This is a genomic window from Labedella endophytica, assembly GCF_003990045.1.
Classification (GTDB): domain Bacteria; phylum Actinomycetota; class Actinomycetes; order Actinomycetales; family Microbacteriaceae; genus Labedella; species Labedella endophytica.
This window is the reverse complement of record NZ_RZGZ01000002.1, coordinates 928,821-945,605: the sequence shown is the minus strand read 5'-3', so window position 1 is coordinate 945,605 and position 16,785 is coordinate 928,821. Positions and strand designations below refer to the sequence as shown.

The following is a 16,785-nucleotide window of genomic DNA, read 5'->3' as shown; positions in this document are numbered from 1 at the left end:
ATGACCAGACCCATGACCACGAGCGAAGCTCAGGCGGCGTTCATCGCCCGGAAGCTCGGGCGCGACGAGGCCGTCCGCCGACGAGGAGAGGAGGCCTCCCGCGAGCGCCGAGCCCCGACGACCACGGAGCGGCAGATCGCCGCCCTCAACGGCGAGAGCCTCGAAGGCGAGGGGGAGACCCGCGAACGAGAGGCCCGCGAGCTCCGCATCGAGAACCGGCGGCTCAAGCGCCGCCTCCGCATCGAGGGACTCGACCTCGACGCGTAACCCAGACCACCGGGAGGAGTGATGACCTCCCGGCGTCCGATGAAGGACGAAGCCCCCGTCTCCTTCCCTTTCGGGAGACGGGGGCTTACTTCTAGGTACTAACGCTTCAAAGACGGGCCATACCATCCGGCAACCTCAGGCTTGGGGTCCGGGTGGTAGAGAAAATGCTCAACCATCTTGGCGTAGTAGTTGTCGAGCTTCTCCATCACTTCAGGACTGTGCGGTTCGTCGGGAGAATGCGCCGCGAAGCTCACGATATGCGCGTGACCCATGAAATCCTGCGGGTAGTCGATTACCTTCGCCGACAGCCGCCTCACATCCATGGTCAAACCCGTAGCAAGTCCTTGGTACTTTGCGTTCGTTGCTTGAGCAAGAAGCTCAACTCCCTTGTTCTTGCAAAAGTCATCGCCCATCACCTGGCGAATCACTGACAAATCTTGTTTCGTTCGCGGGGGTTGAAACGCCTGCTTCTTTAACTTCTTGCCCTTGAGATGAAACGGCGACTTGATGACCCGAACCAGAGTCTCTGAGTCGTCAACCTTAGGATCGAGCGGAGCCAAGGTCGATCCTGGACCTTGTCTGCGACCAATCCACTTCGAGAGCACGAGAAAGCGCGGCCACAGCCGCCCGAGGAACATCTTTCGCGCTCCCAGAGAAGTATTCAGTGTCTCCGTCCGTGGGCGACACATACATCGAAAATTGAGTCTTGCCCACTTGGCAATGCGCGTTCCCACCGTCAGCGTCCCACTCCAATGAGATCGTGCCATTCGAATTAGGAGTGACGTCAGGGTATAGACCAGCGTCAAGGAACGTCTTGAGCGCGTTCCAAGCGTTGATACGCACCATCTTCGACGGCGCGAGAGCGCCGTACCCGTCCCAGTCGTCTCGAAGAGCTTCAATTTGCCGCATGATCGATTTGGCCCGCACTTCTTCCGCTCGCGGCTCAGGTCGCGCAATCGGCAGAGGGCGCGGAGTAGCCACCGTCTGGTAATTCACCATCGGCCGAACATGCGATTCAGGTGCAACCTGGTATGCATATCTCATTGCGATCCTCCCTCAAGGATGTCCGCGAAGGGCTTCGTAATCTCTATGAAGCTCTCGTGAATGATCTGATGGCTTGCTTCGAGCACTTCCATGACCTCTGACACGTCCGCAGGCGTAGCTTTTCGCTCGCGAACTTTGGTGTCAAGGACGATCGACGGGGTGTTCATCACACGAGCCAACCCGGCCTTAACAAATATCCGACCGGTCTCTCCCACCTTTCCAGAGAACTGGAAGAAGGCAGAGCTCGGTTCATCCGAGTCCATGTGCTTAGTGATCGCCGCGGGCGGCGAAAACGCGAAGCCAAGACTCTTCGTTAGGAACTCGTATCGGGTTCCATCGCCCATGAATTCATCATCGAAAGCATCAACGTATGCCAAGTCTATGCGTCGGAACACCTTCTCGGTGTCTCTCCACTCAATGGCATCAAGTAGAACTCTTAGTCCTGCTTGAACTGCCGGTCGAAACGATTCCCACGTCTTATAAGGAGGTACCGCGTTAATTCCGAAGACACCTTCACCGACCTGATACACGACCGAAGTGTCCGAGTCGGTCGGGCTCGTGTACCTATAAGTAGGAGTGTTCTCCGGAGCCATGTAGTTCGAAGGAACTAGCCGCTCAGCCTGCGAGTACCCAATCTCAGCGAGCCCCTGAGCTACCTGACGATAGAAAGGCTCGTAGTCGCTATCAACACCCTCGAATTCACCCTCATCTTCGTCGGTAGCAAGATCAACCATGTCCCACTGAACTTCGACGACTAACTCGACGAGCGGAGCATTGGGAAAAGAACGTGTCATCAGCTTTCCTCCATCGCCCTAAACATAGTGGGTCAACCTCAAGATTCACTTCCCCCTCTCCGTGGCTCAGCGCCGCGGGTGTAATACGCCCCTCTGAGCCAACAGTTGCGGCCGTGGCCTTCGCAGGACTGCTCGTCGCGATCATGCGCTCGGACGAGGTGCGCGGCATCCTCACCGACCTCGTTCGTCGCGCGTTGACGTTCGAGGGATGACACCCGGCCGGAGGACGTTCGCCAGGGCGAGGTACCGCGGAGAGCGCGGCAGCATCGCGGCGGAGTTCGCCGTGGTGCTGCCGGCGGTGCTCCTCGTCCTCGTCCTCTGCATCGGCAGCGCATCCGTCTCGGTCCAGCGCATCACGGTGGAATCCGCCGCTGCGGCGGCGGCGCGGGCCGCCGCGCGCGGTGAGGCCGGCGGGTCCGCCGCAGCGGCCGCAGCCCACGCCGGCTCCGGAGCCGCGGTCGCCGTGCGCCGCGATGGCGACTTCGTCTGCGCGACGGTCACCGCAGCGGCGACGTTCGCGGTGGCGCGCACGGTCGGCGTGCGCATCAGTGGAACGTCGTGCGCTCTCGCCGGGGACGTGGCGGAATGAGGAAGCGCGACGGGCCGTTGGATTGTCGACCCAGCAGCGCGCGTGCCGGCGGCGCGGGAGCGAGCACAGGCTCGGCCTCCGTGCTCGTGATCGGCCTCGTCGCTGTGTGCACCTCGCTCGTCGCGGCCACGGGCGCGGTGGGGCACGCACTCGCCGCCCGGGTCGCGCTCGACGGCGCGGCCGATGCCACGGCGCTCGCCGCGGCCGACGCGGTGGCGGGCTTCGTCTCCGAGGAGCCGTGCGCCGTGGCGCAGCGCGCGGCATCCGTGAACGGCGTGAGACTCGTCGCCTGTCGGGTCGACGGCGCCGAGGTGGCCATCACGGTCGCCACGAGCGTGATGGGCATCGCCGCGACGTCCCGGGCGCGGGCGGGACCACCGCCGGGACCGACGGTCGACGCGGTCGAGGCGGGCGGATGGAACGGATCAGGCGAACGACGCCTCGCGGAACCGGTAGGCGACGGCGCTCGGGCGGTCGGAGCCCTCCCGATCGAACTCCACGTCGGAAGTGCGTGCGTATATATAGGACTTGCTCCCGGCGGCGGGGATTCCGATGCTGGGCTTCGGTTCTCCGGAGTCGAGGAACTCGACCGAGATGGTCTTGCCCTCGAGGGGTCCGTCGACGAGCTTCGCGGTGTAGTGGGTGGCGACTGATGTGCTCATGCGAACCATTGTCCTCAGCCCCGCGGAGGACACAAGGGTTGCCACCGAGCAGCCCGTGCGATTAGGCACCCACTCTGACTCTGTGTGTATGGTGTGCCCTGAAGAAAGGACCCCAGTGGCCACCACCAAGAAGCTCGTGATCGTCGAGTCCCCGACGAAGATGAAGTCGATCGCCGGGTACCTCGGCGACGACTATCAGGTGCTCTCGAGCGTCGGGCACATCCGGGATCTCGCCGAGCCGAAGAATCTTCCGGCCGAAATGAAGAAGGGGTCCCTCGGCAAGTTCGCCGTGGACGTCGACAACGACTTCGAGCCGTACTACGTCGTGTCGGAGGCCAAGAAGAAGACGGTCGCCGAACTGAAACGGGCCCTCAAGGACGCCGACGAACTCTTCCTCGCAACTGATGAGGACCGCGAAGGCGAGGCCATCGCGTGGCACCTGCTGCAGGTCCTCAAGCCCAAGGTCCCGGTGCACCGGATGGTGTTCCACGAGATCACCAAGGACGCGATCCTCGCGGCGAAGGACAACACCCGCCAGCTCGACGAGTCCCTCGTCGATGCGCAGGAGACCCGCCGCATCCTCGACCGCATCTACGGCTACGAGGTCTCGCCCGTCCTGTGGCGCAAGGTCGGACCGAGCCTGTCGGCCGGCCGCGTTCAGTCGGCCGCGACACGCCTCGTCGTGGACCGCGAGCGGGAACGCCTCGCTTTCGTCGCCGCCTCCTACTGGGACATCACCACCACGGCGACCCCGGGCGCCGAGAGCGACGCGTTCGACGCTCGCCTCGTCCGCCTCGACGGAACCCGCGTGGCCACGGGCCGTGACTTCGACGACAAGGGCACGCTCACCGCGAAGGTGACGACGCTCGACGAGCAGTCCGCGACGCTCCTCGCGAGCGCTCTCGCGAACGACAGCTCCGGCGTCACCGTCTCGAAGCTCGAGACCAAGCCGTACTCCCGGCGTCCGGCCGCCCCGTTCACCACCTCGACGCTGCAGCAGGAAGCCGCGCGCAAGCTCCGCTTCTCCGCCAAGCAGACGATGAGCGTCGCGCAGTCGCTCTACGAGAACGGGTACATCACCTACATGCGTACCGACTCGCCGTCCCTCTCCGGGCAGGCGATCAACGCGGCGCGCACGCAGGCCGTCGAGCTGTACGGCGCGGATTCCATCCCGGACAAGCCGCGTCTCTACACCGGCAAGTCCAAGGGCGCGCAAGAGGCCCACGAGGCCATCCGTCCATCGGGTGAGCACTTCCGCTCGCCGTCGTCGCTCTCGAGCGCACTGCGCGGCAACGACTTCCGCCTCTACGACCTGATCTGGAAGCGCACCGTCGCCAGCCAGATGGCCGATGCCAAGGGGCAGACCGCCACCGTCACGATCGAGGCGGCCGTTCCCGAGGCCGCCCACGGCGTCGCGAAGATCGCCGAGTTCACCGCGGCGGGAACCGTCATCACCTTCCGTGGATTCCTCGCGGCGTACGAGGAGGGCAAGGACGAGGAACGCGTCGCGGCCGACCCCTCGAAGCGCGAGGCGAAGCTCCCCGAGCTCACCGAGGGACAGTCCCTCACCCTCACCGCGGTCGACGCGAAGGGTCACGAGACCTCCCCGCCCCCGCGCTACACCGAGGCGAGCCTCGTGAAGGCCCTCGAGGAGCTCGGCATCGGCCGTCCGTCCACCTATGCGGCGATCCTCTCGACGATCATGGACCGCGGCTACGTCAGCCAGCGCGGTCAGGCGCTCGTCCCGAACTGGATCGCGTTCAGCGTCGTGCGGCTGCTCGAGGACCACTTCTCCGAGCTCGTCCAGTACGACTTCACCGCCTCGATGGAGGAGGACCTCGACGAGATCGCCGCGGGTCGCCGCGACCGGCTCGACTGGCTCACGTCCTTCTACTTCGGCAAGGACGCGCACCGCGGACTCCGCCAGGTGATCGACAACCTCGGCGAGATCGACGCCAAGGAGATCAACTCGGTCCACCTCACCGACGAGATCACCCTCCGCATCGGTCGCTACGGCCCCTACCTCGAGATCGCGGACCCCGACGGCACGCCGGACGCGGAGACGGGCATCGTCCCGCCCCGTCGCGTCAACGTCCCGGAGGACCTCGCTCCCGATGAGCTCACCCCCGTCAAGGCGCGCGAGCTCGTGGACGCGCCCGTCGTGGGTGACCGCGTCGTCGGCGTCGACCCCGCCAACGGCAAGGAGATCGTCGTCAAGACGGGACGCTTCGGCCCGTACGTGACCGAGGTCGAGCCCGAGGTCGCCCCGGCGACCGACGAGGCGCCGCTCGCCGACGCGAAGACCGGCGAGGTCATCGAACCGGAGCCCGCGACCGCCGCCACGGCGGGCACGAAGGCCAAGGCCAAGGCGCCGGCCAAGGCCAAGGCGAAGGCTCCGGCCAAGTCGACCGCTCCGAAGCCGCGCACGGCCTCGCTGTTCTCCTCGATGTCCCCGGAGGAGATCGACATCGAGACCGCGCTCAAGCTGCTGTCGCTGCCGCGCGTCGTGGGCACCGATCCTGAGTCCGGTGCCGAGATCACCGCGCAGAACGGTCGCTACGGCCCCTATCTGAAGAAGGGCACCGATTCGCGCTCGCTCGACTCGGAGGACCTCATCTTCGAGATCGAGCTACCGGCCGCGCTCGAGGTCTTCGCCCAGCCGAAGTACGGAGCGCGTCGCGCGAGCTCGGCACTCAAGGAGTTCGAGGCGGATCCCGTGAGCGGCAAGCCGATCCGGATCCGCGACGGCCGCTTCGGACCGTACGTCACGGACGGCGAGACCAACGTGACGGTGCCGAAGTCCGAGAAGCCCGAGGACATCACGTTCGAGCAGGCCGTTCAGATGCTGGCGGACAAGCGCGCGAAGGGGCCGGCCAAGAAGCCCGCGCGCAAGAGTCCCGCGAAGAAGCCGGCCGCCCGCAAGGCGCCGGCGAAGAAGAAGTGACGGACGGCGGCCCGACGAGCGGCCTCTGGATCACCCTCGAGGGGGGCGACGGCTCGGGAAAATCCACCCAGGCCGCGCTCCTCGAGGAGTGGCTCGCGGGTCGCGGGCTCTCGGTGCTGCGTACCCGCGAGCCCGGCGGTTCCGACGTCGGCGTCGCCATCCGCGAGATCGTGCTCCACCACCGCGGCGACATCGATCCGCGGGCTGAGGCGCTGCTCTACGCGGCCGACCGAGCGCACCACGTGGCGACGGTCGTCCGCCCCGCGCTCGCGCGAGGCGAGGTCGTCGTGCAGGACCGCTACCTCGACTCGTCGGTCGCATACCAGGGCGCCGGTCGCGTCCTCGACGCGGCCGAGGTGCGGTCGCTATCGCTCTGGGCGACGCGCGACGCGTTGCCCGACCTCACGATCCTCCTGGATCTCGACGAGACCGCGGCCCGCGGCCGTCTCGACCGGTCGCGGACGCGCTACGACCGGCTCGAGGCCGAGAAGTCGGACTTCCACGCCCGGGTACGAGCAGCCTTCCTCGACCTGGCCCGCGCGGAGCCCGAGCGCTTCCTGGTCGTCGACGCGACCTCGAGCGTCGACGAGATCGCCTCGGCGATCCGGGATCGCGTCACCGCGGCTCTCGAACGGTGACGTCCTGCCGGGCGCACGATCGGCGCCCACACGGCGACGCCCGTCGTCCACGGGCGTCGGACGTCCGGGCTACGCTGGTCCCGTGACGGTGTGGACGGAGATCACGGGCCAACGCGACGCCGTCGCGGAGCTCGCTCGAGCGTCCTCGATCTCGCCGAGCGCGGCAGCGCCGCTCGAGCCTCACGACCTCGCCGACGGGGAGACCGCGGCCCCCACGCCGAGCGCCAGCTCGATGACGCATGCGTGGCTCATCACGGGCCCGCCCGGTTCCGGGCGTTCCAACCTCGCCTACGCTTTCGCCGCCGCGCTCATGAGCCCAGACGGCCTCGGAGACGAGCAGACGATCCGCCAGGTGGCGGCGCGGACCCACCCCGATCTGGGTGTGCTCGCGACCGAGAGCGTCTCCTTCAAGATCGAGGACGTCCGCCGTTTCGCGACCTCGTCGTACTACTCGCCCTCCGTCGGCCGGTACCGCGTGATGGTCGTCGAGGACGCCGACCGGATGACCGAACGCACGTCGAACGTGCTCCTCAAGGCGCTCGAGGAACCGCCCGTGCGCACGGTGTGGATCCTCTGCGCGCCGAGCGACGCCGACATGCTCCCCACCATCCGGTCACGCGTGCGTACCGTGCGTCTGCGCATCCCGGACGTATCCGAGGTGGCGGACCTCATCGCCCGACGCGACGGTGTGGACATGGCGACCGCCGAGCAGGCGGCGCGGCTCTCACAGAGTCACATCGGGATGGCCCACCGACTGGCCACGGACCCGGACGCTCGCCGTCGGCGCGACGACACCGTGCGCACGGCCCTCGGCATCCGCTCGGTGGGGGGAGCCGTGCTCGCCGCCGCCCGCATGATCGAGGTGGCCACCGACGACGCCAAGGCCTACACCGCGTCGCGCGACGCGGAGGAGCGCGAGACCGCACTCCGCTCCCTCGGCGTGGAACAGGGCCAGGCGGTGCCCCCCGCGCTCCGTTCGCAGCTGCGCGCGCTCGAGGAGGACCAGAAGCGACGGGCCACACGATCGCTGCGCGATGGGATCGATCGCATCCTGATCGACCTGCTCTCGGTCTTCCGAGACATCGTCATGGTTCAATTGGGACGACCAGGGGCCGTCATCAACCGCGAGTTCGGGGATGAGATCGCGCGCGCCGCCGATGCGACGACTCCCGCGAGGACGCTCGAGACGATGGACGAGATCGCCCTGGCCAGGAAACGTATCGAAGGGAACGTCGCTCCAGCACTCGCCCTCGAGGCGATGCTCGTGTCGGCCGTCCGGTGAGGAACCCATGCAACGCACACGCCGCCGCTCGCTGATCGCCGTCGGGGCCGTCGCCGCGGCCCTGTCCCTGACGCTCTCGGGATGCGTGACCGCGTTCTTCCCGTCGGACGATGCCGCGCCGAGCTCCACCCCGGCCCCCGTCGCGGACGACCTCGACGAGGACCTCCGGCCCTTCTACGAGCAGCAGCTGTCGTGGGAGTCCTGCGAGGGCGACGGCTTCGACTGCGCCACGGTCTCGGCTCCGCTCGACTGGGAGAACCCGTCGGACGGCGAGATCGAGCTCTCCATCGTGCGGCAGCGGGCGCTCGGAGGGGACCCGATCGGGTCCCTCCTCATGAACCCGGGCGGTCCCGGGGCGTCGGGTTACGACCTCGTCGCGAGCAGCGTCGACTTCGCGGCCGGGGACGCCCTGCAGGAGAACTTCGACATCGTCGGCTTCGACCCGCGCGGGGTCGATCGATCGGATCCCGTCGAGTGCCTCGACGACGCCGAGATGGACGCGTACCTCTACGACCTGCCCGAGAACGAGACGGGCACGGACGCCTGGATCGCCGAGGTCGAGCAGAGCGCGTCCACCTTCTCCGATGCGTGCGCCGCCAACACGGGGGAGTCGCTCGAGTTCGTCACGACCGTGAGCGCCGCCCGCGACCTCGACCTCCTGCGCGCCGTCCTCGGTGACGAGAAGCTCAACTACCTCGGCTACTCGTACGGCACCTTCCTCGGTGCCACGTTCGCCGAGCTCTACCCCGACAACGTCGGCCGGCTCGTCCTCGACGGCGCGATCGACCCATCCGCATCCATCTTCGACGTCACGAAGGCCCAGTCGATGGGCTTCGAGAGCGCACTCTCGGCCTACCTCGAGGACTGCCTGGGATCGAGCACGTGCCCGTTCGACGGCACCGTCGACGAGGCGAAACAGGACATCGGCGATCTGCTCGCATCCGTCGAACAGTCACCGCTCCCCGCGGCCGACGGTCGGCAGCTGGGGTCGTCCGCACTCTTGACCGCGATCATCTACCCGCTGTACTCCGCCGACAGCTGGCCGTACCTGTCGCAGATGTTCGAGCAGACGATGTCGGGCGATTCCACCTACGCGTTCTTCTTCGCCGACCAGTACAACGGCCGCGACGAGAACGGCGAGTACATCAACAACCAGACCGAGGCGTTCTCGGCCTACAACTGTCGCGACTACACGTTCGATCCGAACGTCGACCTCATGCGGGAGAAGGCGGCCGAGCTCGCCGAGGCGGCTCCCGTGATCGGTCCCTACATGGCGTACGGCGACATCTCCTGCTCCACCTGGCCGTACCCGGAGCAGGCCGAGCGGGCCGAGATCCATGCGGCCGGTGCCGACCCGATCGTCGTCATCGGCACGACGAACGACCCCGCGACCCCCTACGCGTGGGCCGAGTCCCTCGCGGAGCAGCTCGACAGTGGAGTGCTCGTCTCGTACGAGGGGGAGGGGCACACCGCCTACAACAAGGGATCCGATTGCGTGAATGCGGCCGTCGAGGCCTATCTCGTGGACGGGACCGTGCCGGAGGACGGGCTCGCCTGCTCCTGACGGGAACGGCCGAGCGACGGGGTGTGGCTCGTTTTCACGATCGCGCTCCGACACGCTACGATTGTTGACTGTGCGACGCACGGCTCGGACACGAGCCCGCATCGCGCAACGCCGCCTTAGCTCAGTTGGTAGAGCGATTCACTCGTAATGAATAGGTCGTCAGTTCGATTCTGACAGGTGGCTCCGTACCGATCAGGGTCGATGGCCCGCCCGGGTGTGCCCTTCGATCTTGCCGTGCTGATCGGCGATATCGCGCTCCGTGCTCGGAACTCTGTGTGCCCGGCATCCCTTCCCCTCTACGCTCGCCGCTGAGGCTCAGGCAGGGAGGCGCTCGCCGGGCGCTGATCGAGAGGCAGCGCGAGGGCCACACGACGGCCCTCACGCCCCGCTCGACGGCCGGTGCGACGGTGGGCCTTCGAGCGTCCCCTCCATTAGGCTTCGGAACCGTGAGCACATCGGAGTGGTATCCCACCGGAATCCAGGTCGACCTCTCCTCCGGACGCGTCTCGGCGACCGTCACCGAGGTGGGGGCCTTCCTCCGCCGCCTCACCGTCGACGGCATCGAGATCGTCGAGGGTTTCCCTGTCGACGCGCTGCCGAAGCAGTCGCAGGGCGCGATCCTCGTGCCGTGGCCCAACCGCGTGCGCGACGGGAAGTGGGAGCTCGACGGTGAGCCCATGCAGCTCGATGTGAGCGAGCCGAAGTTCGGCAACGCGTCCCACGGGCTGCTCCGGAACACCGCGTACGCCGTCGAGCGCCTCGCGGACGCCCGGGTCGTGCTGCGCGCGCCGATCCACCCCACCCGGGGGTACCCGTTCAGCCTCGCGACCGAGGTGGAGTACGCCCTCGCCGAGGACGGTCTCGAGATCACCCACCGCATCACGAACCACGGGCGGGCAGCCGCGCCCGTCGGTGTCGGCGCGCACCCGTACCTCCGCATCGGCGACACACCGACGGCCGAGCTCACGCTCACGAGTACGGGATCGACGATCGTGCTCGTCGACGACCGGATGAACCCAACGGGCACCGCGCCCGTTCCGGCGGACAAGGATCTGCGGCAGGGCCCGGTCGTCGGTGATCTGACGCTCGACGACGCCTACACGGACCTCGAGGTCGTCGCCGGGCGGGTCGAGCACGTTGTCACGGCGCCCGACGGCTCCACCGTCACCCTGTGGGCAGACGAGGCCTTCGCCTGGGTGCAGGCCTTCGTGTCCACGAAGCTGCGGCCCGGCGGCGTCGCGCTCGCCGTGGAACCCCTGACCATGCCGGCGAACGCCTTCAATACCGGAGACGGCCTCACGTGGCTGGAACCGGGCGACACTCTCGAGGTGCACTGGGGCATCCGGGCCGACCTGAACGAGGAGAGACGATGACCGATCGTACGATCGACCAGACACCCACGACCATCACCCCGACCGGACTGCGGTGGGGGATCCTCGGCACAGGGGGAATCAGCACCAACTTCGCGACCGACCTGCTCGGCGGAGGTTTCCCCGTCGTCGCGGTCGGATCGCGATCGGTCGAGTCGGCTGGGCGTTTCGCCGAGGAGCACGGCATCGGGCGCGCCCACGGCAGCTACGCGGAGCTCGCCGCCGATCCGGACGTCGACGCCGTGTACATCGGAACGCCCCATCCGTTCCACGCCGAGAACGCCGTCATGATGCTCGAGGCCGGCAAGCACGTGCTCGTCGAGAAGCCGTTCACGATCAACGAGGCGGAGGCCCGGCTCATCGCCGACACGGCCGCTCGCGTGGGCAAAGTGGCGCTCGAGGCGATGTGGACACGCTTCCTCCCGCACATGGTGCGCGTACGCGAGATCGTCCGGTCCGGAGTGCTCGGCGACCTCCGCTCGGTCACGGTGGACCACAACCAGGACCTGCCGGACGACCCGTCGCACCGCCTCAACGACCTCGCGCTCGGAGGCGGGGCGCTCCTCGATCTCGGCATCTACCCGATCTCGTTCACGTGGGATGTGCTCGGTGCTCCGGAGGAGATCACGGCGACAGCGATCTTCAAGGACACCGGTGCGGATGCGCAGACGTCCACCCTCTTCCGGTACGCGTCGGGAGCGACCGCGGCGACCGTGTGTGCGAGCGACGCCGCCGGGCCGAACCGCGCGACGGTCGTCGGGACGGACGGTTGGCTCGACTTCGACCGCACCTGGTACCCGCCGACGGTCGTCCGTCACATGGGGTCCGACGGGAAGGTCATCGAGGAGATCGACGGAACCGCCGTGGAGGGTCGAGGCATGCGCTACCAGGCGGCCGAGCTCGAGCGCCTCGCTGCGACGGGCCTGCTGTCCGGTGACATCCTGCCCGTCGAGCAGTCCGTCGCGATCATGGGCACCCTCGACGCCATCCGCGTCCAGACCGGCCTGACCTACCCCACGGAGAGCGCACCGGGTGTGCCCGCGGAGGGCTCCGCGGCCGCTCCGCGCTGAGGTGGTACGCATGATCGTCCGTTTCGGACGGCCGATGCCGTGGCGTGGGATCATCATGGGCCTGATCTTCGGCGTCGGCATGACGCTCGTGGGCTCTGTCTTCTCCCTCCTGAGCTCCCACCCGGAGAACACTCCGCTGATGCTGATGTTCCTGATCATCCCGGCCGTCACCACCCCCGTGCTCATCGTCTTCAATCAGTACGCGGAGTTCGACGAGCGCACCGGCCTCATCCGCATCAACGGCGCGGCACCCGTGCCGCTCACCCACATCGTGTGGGCGCGAGCGATGACGAACCAGTGGAGCTTCAGCATCCTCGAACTCGGCACGGGGCCGAGGAGATCCGAGCGATTCATGGTCTCCAACGGGCCGTTCGGGAGCCCCCGGAGCGAGCGGGAGTGGATTCGACACCTGCTTCCGTACACCGGGCTGCCGCGCGACGGAGCTCCGCCTCAGGTGCTGCCGGTCAGACGGCATTGGTCGGAGAGTCTCGAGAAGGCGATCGCCTTCGCCCATGAGCGGCTCCGCTGATCGGCGGTGCAACGACCGTGGATGACGATGGCGCCGAGCTATCGCGGGCGTTCTTCCAGCAGGTCGTCGCACCTGTCATGGCCGAGCGGTTCCCCGGGCTCCTGCTTGCGGCCGGCCGTCTCGGTTCGGGATCCGACGTGCTCGGCCTCGACGACGCCGTGTCGCGCGACCACGATTGGGGGCTTCGGCTGAGTCTCTTCGTCCCGGCGGACGCCGTCGAGGAGGTGGACCGGGAGCTGGAGCAGCGACTGCCCGATGCGTTCCGCGGGCTCCCCGTCCGCTTCGCCTTCACCGGGGCGACGGAGTCACAGCATCACGTCGAGGTGTCCAGCGTGGGGGAGTTCGCGGACGCGCGCCTGGGCTTCGATCCGCGTGAGGGGATGTCGGTGACCGACTGGCTGTCCGTCTCCGGGCAGGCGGCGCTCGAGCTCACGGCTGGGCCGGTCTTCGTGGACGCAACGGGCGAGCTCTCCGCGGTTCGCGGTGCGCTCAGGTGGTACCCGGACGACGTCTGGCGCTACGTCCTCGCGTGCGACTGGATTCGTATCGAGCAGGAGCTGCCGCTGATGGGACGCGCGGCCGACGTCGGAGACGACCTCGGCTCCCGCGTGATCGCGGCCCGTCTGGCACAGACGATCATGCACCTCGCGTTCCTGCTCGAACGACGCTGGCCACCGTATGCGAAGTGGTTCGGCTCTCTCTTCCGGACGCTGGCGTGTGCTGACGAGGTGCAGTCGTCCCTCCACGGCGCGTTGCGCGCCGGAAACGGCGCCGACCGGCAGCGCGGCATCGCCGCAGCGCTCGAGGAGCTGAACCGACATCAGACAGAGATCGGGCTGTCGGACGTGCACCAGGCGACGGTGCCGTTCTGGGACCGGCCGTATGTGCACCCGCACCCGGCGATCGTCGCGCAACTCCTCGACGCAGTCGTCGAGGAGGAGGTTCGACGTCTTCCGCGCGGTCGAGGTTCCGTCGAGCAGCGCACGGACAACGTGGATGTGCTCGTCGACGCCGGAGCGCGCCGAGCGGCGGTCGCGCTGAAGCCGTGCACGGAGTGACGGTCGTGCTCCTCCACCGTCGGCGGACGTCCCCCGCCGACCGCTCGTAGAATCGAGGAGTGACTTCGCCCGCCCCATCTGTCCCCGAGACGACCGGGCGACCCGGGACGGTGGAGGGTGCCGCGCGGCACATCCGGCGGAGGGGGCCGTTCGCGCCCGGTGGCGCGGCGCGGTCCATCGTCGCGGCAGCGCTCGCCGCGGTGCTCGTCGGAGCATCGGTCCTGTCCCTCGGAGCCGTCGCGACCACAGCGACGGCGGCGCCTGTCGTCACCCCCACTCCGACCCCGACACCCACCGAGGACCCGCGCATCGTCGCGGACGATCCGGTGCCGGCGACGGCCCCGCGGATGTGCTCGGTCGCGGACGCCGCCGCCGACCCGCGACTCGCGACGCTCCAGGCGCAGGTGCGCAACGCCGACACGGGGGAGATCCTGTTCGACCGGTCCGGCGACACCCCCGCCCGCACCGCGAGCACCTTCAAGGTCATCACCTCGGCGGCGGCGCTCGCCGTCTTCGGGGCCGATCGCACCTTCGAGACGCGCGTCGTCGCGGGCGACGAGCCCGGCACGATCGTGCTCGTGGGCGGCGGGGACATCACGCTCTCGCGGATGCCGACCGGGGAGGAATCCGTCTACACGGATGCCGCGCATCTCGACGATCTCGCGGCGAAGACCACCGTCGCCCTCACCGCCGCGGGGGAGACGACCGCGGTGAGCCGCCTCGTCATCGACTCCTCACTCTTCGGCACGGACGACTGGCGCCCCGACTGGAACCCGAACTCGCCGGCCGAGGGGTACCAGACGCGGGTGACGGCCCTCCAGGTCGACGGCGATCGCGAGGACCCGACGCGCACCGGCTCGCCGCGAGGCACCGACCCCGTGGCGCGCACGGCCGAGGCCTTCGCGAAGTACTTCCCGGGCGCGACGGTGGAGACGGGCACGGCATCCGTCGGAGCCGACGAACTCGCCTCGGTGTCGTCCCCGACGGTGGCCTCCCTCATCCACGACAGCCTGCTCGAGAGCGACAACATGATCGCCGAGGCGCTCGCACGGCTCGTCTCGATCGAGCTCGGAGCCGGCAACACCTTCGCGTCGCTGCAGCAGGCCATCCCCGAGGCGCTCGCCGAGTACGGCATCCCGACGGACGGCATCGTCGTCGCCGACGGTTCCGGTCTCAGCACGGCCAACGCAGTGCCGCCGTCGTACCTCACTCGGTTGTTCGGGCTCGTGGAGGACGGCGTCGGCGAGCTCGAAGCCATCGAGGCGGGCCTCCCGGTCGCCGGGGAGACGGGCACCCTCGACGAGGACAGGCGTTTCACGGGGGACAACGAGGCGGCGCGCGGCCACGTGTTCGCGAAGACGGGGTACATCCTCTCCGCATACACACTGTCGGGCATCATCGAGGCGGCCGACGGCTCGACCCTCGTCTTCACGATCTACGCCCTCGGGACGGTCGGTGAGACCCTTCCGTGGACCACGGTGGAGGGCGTCGACGCGCTCACCACGGCGTTCTTCCGCTGCGGGGACAGCCTCTCGAACGCCTGATCGATCCTCTCCGTCCTCGGGAAGCCGGTCAGCGCTTGCTTCCGCGGGCTTTGACCTTCGCGGTCGACGCGACGCGTTTCCAGAGCTCGCCGAAGGCGAGCGCGGCCTCGGAGGTGGGGGCGTAACGGCCGATGGGCTCCCGAACGGTGCCCATCCGCTCGACCTGGACGGTCGCCGGAACGACGATGTCCGTGACCGAGCTGTCGGCCTGTGGAAGCTCGTCGACGGCCGCACGGTGTTGGGTCTTCCGCCGGTCGACCATCGACAGGAAGCCGATCACGCGCACCTTGGACCCGGCATCTGCCACGAACTCGGTGACCTGCTCGAGTGATCGCATCGACAATGGCGACGGCACGAGCGGGACCACGACGACGTGCGCGCTGAACACGGCGTTCTCGGCCACCAGCGATGCACCGGGCGGGCAGTCCAGGATCACCACGTCGTAATCGTCGTCGATCTGCTCGAGGACCTTCGCGACCCGCTGCTCCGACTTCTTCGCATGATCGAAGACGAGGTCGAGGTCGCGGTAGCTGGCATCGGCCGGAAGCACGTCGAGGTTCGCGATCGCGGTCGATCGGATGGCTCCCGTCACGGTGCTCCGGCCTGCGACGAGCGCTCCCACACCGCCCTTGAGCTTCGGCTTGACCTTCAGCAGGAACGTCGCGGCGCCCTGTGGGTCGAGATCCCAGAGCAGCACCCGGAGTTCTTTCGCCGCTTCCCACGCCAGGTTCACGGCCGCCGTCGTCTTCCCGACGCCGCCTTTCGTGCTGTAGACCGCGATGGTCTTCACGCGCGCCTCGCCGCGTCGAGAGCTGCGATGAGGTCGGCCTTGCTCAGGCGGGAGTACCCACGGACCTGCTGCTCCTTCGCCTGCCGACGCAACTCGATGAGGGTCGGAGCGACCGCGCTCGGCTTCGGCAGCGGCGGGGTGAGCGACCGCTTCTTCGTCGACGATGTGTCGCGCCCCGTCGTAGCGAGGGACACGGGAGGGCGTGCGGGGGTCGGCAGCGGGGTGGCCGCCGTGCTCGGCAGCTTCTGAGCCGGCGTGCTCGCCGCTTTCACCTTCGCCACCTTGGCGGATTCGATGGCGAGCTTCCTCGCGGCCTTCTCGTGCTTCGCGGTGAGCTTCTCCGTCTTCTCGGAAAGGGCTCGCGCTTCCTTGCGCAGCTTCTTGCTCGACGACTTCACCGCCTCGTGAGCGACTCGAACCGACTTCTCCGCCTTCGCGAGGGCCTTCTTCGCCTTCTTCTGTGCGGTCTTCTTCTCGACCGACGTGCTCGGGGTGTTCTTCGAATCGTTCTTCGTTCGCGCCATGATGCGCACCTCCTGGGGTTCGACCGCGACGGGCCGCTCCTCCTACCGTAGTGACCGAGTCAGATGAACAGTTGACGCGACTCGGACGGCAGGGCCGTTCTCCTGTTGACCACGAT

Annotated in this window: 16 protein-coding genes, 1 tRNA gene and 2 pseudogenes; 14 read left to right on the top strand and 5 right to left on the bottom strand. The window is 67.9% G+C overall.

All coding sequences use genetic code 11. The features are described from left to right. On the top strand, positions 1-267 hold the full coding sequence (locus ELQ94_RS07940) for a hypothetical protein (protein ID WP_127048924.1): 267 nt from the start codon (positions 1-3) through the stop codon (positions 265-267). A gap of 98 nt (positions 268-365) precedes the next feature. On the opposite strand, the gene ELQ94_RS07935 is transcribed toward ELQ94_RS07940, so the two are convergent. Further along, positions 366-905: a hypothetical protein gene (locus ELQ94_RS07935; RefSeq protein WP_166404688.1), complete on the bottom strand. Its 540-nt coding sequence runs from the start codon at positions 903-905 to the stop codon at positions 366-368. A 402-nt stretch (positions 906-1,307) separates the two neighbouring features. Then, the gene (locus ELQ94_RS07930) at positions 1,308-2,105 is read right to left on the bottom strand and encodes a TIGR04255 family protein (RefSeq protein ID WP_127048920.1); all 798 of its coding nucleotides are present in this window, start codon (positions 2,103-2,105) and stop codon (positions 1,308-1,310) included. 101 nt (positions 2,106-2,206) lie between these two features. Here ELQ94_RS07930 and ELQ94_RS07925 point away from each other — a divergent pair. The 3 genes and pseudogenes from ELQ94_RS07925 to ELQ94_RS07915 all read left to right on the top strand — a co-directional run. Next, a pseudogene (locus tag ELQ94_RS07925) lies at positions 2,207-2,317 on the top strand (DUF4244 domain-containing protein); the annotation flags it as partial. Continuing rightward, the gene (locus tag ELQ94_RS07920) at positions 2,314-2,694 is read left to right on the top strand and encodes a TadE family type IV pilus minor pilin (protein ID WP_127048918.1); all 381 of its coding nucleotides are present in this window, start codon (positions 2,314-2,316) and stop codon (positions 2,692-2,694) included. The pseudogene ELQ94_RS07925 and the gene ELQ94_RS07920, both read left to right, overlap by 4 nt. Continuing rightward, a pseudogene (locus ELQ94_RS07915) lies at positions 2,691-3,011 on the top strand (Rv3654c family TadE-like protein); the annotation flags it as partial. The gene ELQ94_RS07920 and the pseudogene ELQ94_RS07915, both read left to right, overlap by 4 nt. 108 nt (positions 3,012-3,119) lie before the next feature. Here the strand turns inward: ELQ94_RS07915 and ELQ94_RS07910 are convergent. Continuing rightward, a complete protein-coding gene (locus ELQ94_RS07910) occupies positions 3,120-3,356 on the bottom strand; it encodes a hypothetical protein (RefSeq protein ID WP_127048916.1) in 237 nt (78 codons plus the stop codon). A 115-nt stretch (positions 3,357-3,471) separates the two neighbouring features. On the opposite strand from ELQ94_RS07910, the gene topA reads away from it, so the two are divergent. The 10 genes from topA (at position 3,472) to ELQ94_RS07860 (ending at position 15,355) form a co-directional block, all read left to right on the top strand. Next, positions 3,472-6,300 (top strand): type I DNA topoisomerase, encoded by a 2,829-nt coding sequence (topA, locus tag ELQ94_RS07905; RefSeq protein WP_127048914.1) that lies wholly within the window; start codon positions 3,472-3,474, stop codon positions 6,298-6,300. Then, a complete protein-coding gene (tmk, locus tag ELQ94_RS07900; RefSeq protein ID WP_127048912.1) occupies positions 6,297-6,938 on the top strand; it encodes a dTMP kinase in 642 nt (213 codons plus the stop codon). The genes topA and tmk overlap by 4 nt, the downstream gene beginning before the upstream one ends. An 82-nt stretch (positions 6,939-7,020) precedes the next feature. Beyond that, positions 7,021-8,220 carry a DNA polymerase III subunit delta' gene (locus tag ELQ94_RS07895; protein ID WP_127048910.1) on the top strand — a complete coding sequence of 400 codons (1,200 nt, stop codon included), beginning with the start codon at positions 7,021-7,023 and terminating at the stop codon, positions 8,218-8,220. Positions 8,221-8,227: 7 nt separating this feature from the next. Beyond that, positions 8,228-9,784: an alpha/beta hydrolase gene (locus ELQ94_RS07890; protein WP_127048908.1), complete on the top strand. Its 1,557-nt coding sequence runs from the start codon at positions 8,228-8,230 to the stop codon at positions 9,782-9,784. A gap of 110 nt (positions 9,785-9,894) precedes the next feature. Further along, a tRNA-Thr gene (locus ELQ94_RS07885) sits at positions 9,895-9,967 on the top strand. 263 nt (positions 9,968-10,230) lie between these two features. Then, positions 10,231-11,157: an aldose 1-epimerase family protein gene (locus ELQ94_RS07880; protein ID WP_127048906.1), complete on the top strand. Its 927-nt coding sequence runs from the start codon at positions 10,231-10,233 to the stop codon at positions 11,155-11,157. Further along, positions 11,154-12,224 (top strand): Gfo/Idh/MocA family protein, encoded by a 1,071-nt coding sequence (locus ELQ94_RS07875; protein ID WP_127048904.1) that lies wholly within the window; start codon positions 11,154-11,156, stop codon positions 12,222-12,224. The genes ELQ94_RS07880 and ELQ94_RS07875 overlap by 4 nt, the downstream gene beginning before the upstream one ends. Before the next feature lie 10 nt (positions 12,225-12,234). Beyond that, on the top strand, positions 12,235-12,753 hold the full coding sequence (locus ELQ94_RS07870) for a hypothetical protein (RefSeq protein ID WP_127048902.1): 519 nt from the start codon (positions 12,235-12,237) through the stop codon (positions 12,751-12,753). A 17-nt stretch (positions 12,754-12,770) separates the two neighbouring features. Further along, complete coding sequence (locus ELQ94_RS07865) at positions 12,771-13,811, top strand: DUF4037 domain-containing protein (protein WP_243696916.1); 1,041 nt, start codon at positions 12,771-12,773, stop codon at positions 13,809-13,811. Positions 13,812-13,870: 59 nt separating this feature from the next. Beyond that, positions 13,871-15,355 carry a D-alanyl-D-alanine carboxypeptidase/D-alanyl-D-alanine-endopeptidase gene (locus tag ELQ94_RS07860; protein WP_243696915.1) on the top strand — a complete coding sequence of 495 codons (1,485 nt, stop codon included), beginning with the start codon at positions 13,871-13,873 and terminating at the stop codon, positions 15,353-15,355. Between the two features lie 28 nt (positions 15,356-15,383). Here the strand turns inward: ELQ94_RS07860 and ELQ94_RS07855 are convergent, their stop codons facing one another. Both ELQ94_RS07855 and ELQ94_RS07850 read right to left on the bottom strand, forming a co-directional pair. After that, positions 15,384-16,145, bottom strand: coding sequence for a ParA family protein (locus ELQ94_RS07855; RefSeq protein WP_127048900.1), 762 nt, complete (start codon positions 16,143-16,145; stop codon positions 15,384-15,386). Further along, a complete protein-coding gene (locus ELQ94_RS07850) occupies positions 16,142-16,669 on the bottom strand; it encodes a Rho termination factor N-terminal domain-containing protein (protein WP_127048898.1) in 528 nt (175 codons plus the stop codon). The genes ELQ94_RS07855 and ELQ94_RS07850 overlap by 4 nt, the downstream gene beginning before the upstream one ends. Positions 16,670-16,785: the final 116 nt, after the last annotated feature.

Coding starts and splice junctions, on each gene's coding strand:
- ELQ94_RS07920 (WP_127048918.1), top strand. CDS start 2,314: ATGACACCCGGCCGGAGGACGTTCGCCAGGGCGAGGTACCGCGGAGAG.
- ELQ94_RS07870 (WP_127048902.1), top strand. CDS start 12,235: ATGATCGTCCGTTTCGGACGGCCGATGCCGTGGCGTGGGATCATCATG.
- ELQ94_RS07930 (WP_127048920.1), bottom strand. CDS start 2,105: ATGACACGTTCTTTTCCCAATGCTCCGCTCGTCGAGTTAGTCGTCGAA.
- ELQ94_RS07850 (WP_127048898.1), bottom strand. CDS start 16,669: ATGGCGCGAACGAAGAACGATTCGAAGAACACCCCGAGCACGTCGGTC.
- ELQ94_RS07910 (WP_127048916.1), bottom strand. CDS start 3,356: ATGAGCACATCAGTCGCCACCCACTACACCGCGAAGCTCGTCGACGGA.
- ELQ94_RS07875 (WP_127048904.1), top strand. CDS start 11,154: ATGACCGATCGTACGATCGACCAGACACCCACGACCATCACCCCGACC.
- ELQ94_RS07890 (WP_127048908.1), top strand. CDS start 8,228: ATGCAACGCACACGCCGCCGCTCGCTGATCGCCGTCGGGGCCGTCGCC.
- ELQ94_RS07935 (WP_166404688.1), bottom strand. CDS start 905: ATGTTCCTCGGGCGGCTGTGGCCGCGCTTTCTCGTGCTCTCGAAGTGG.
- ELQ94_RS07940 (WP_127048924.1), top strand. CDS start 1: ATGACCAGACCCATGACCACGAGCGAAGCTCAGGCGGCGTTCATCGCC.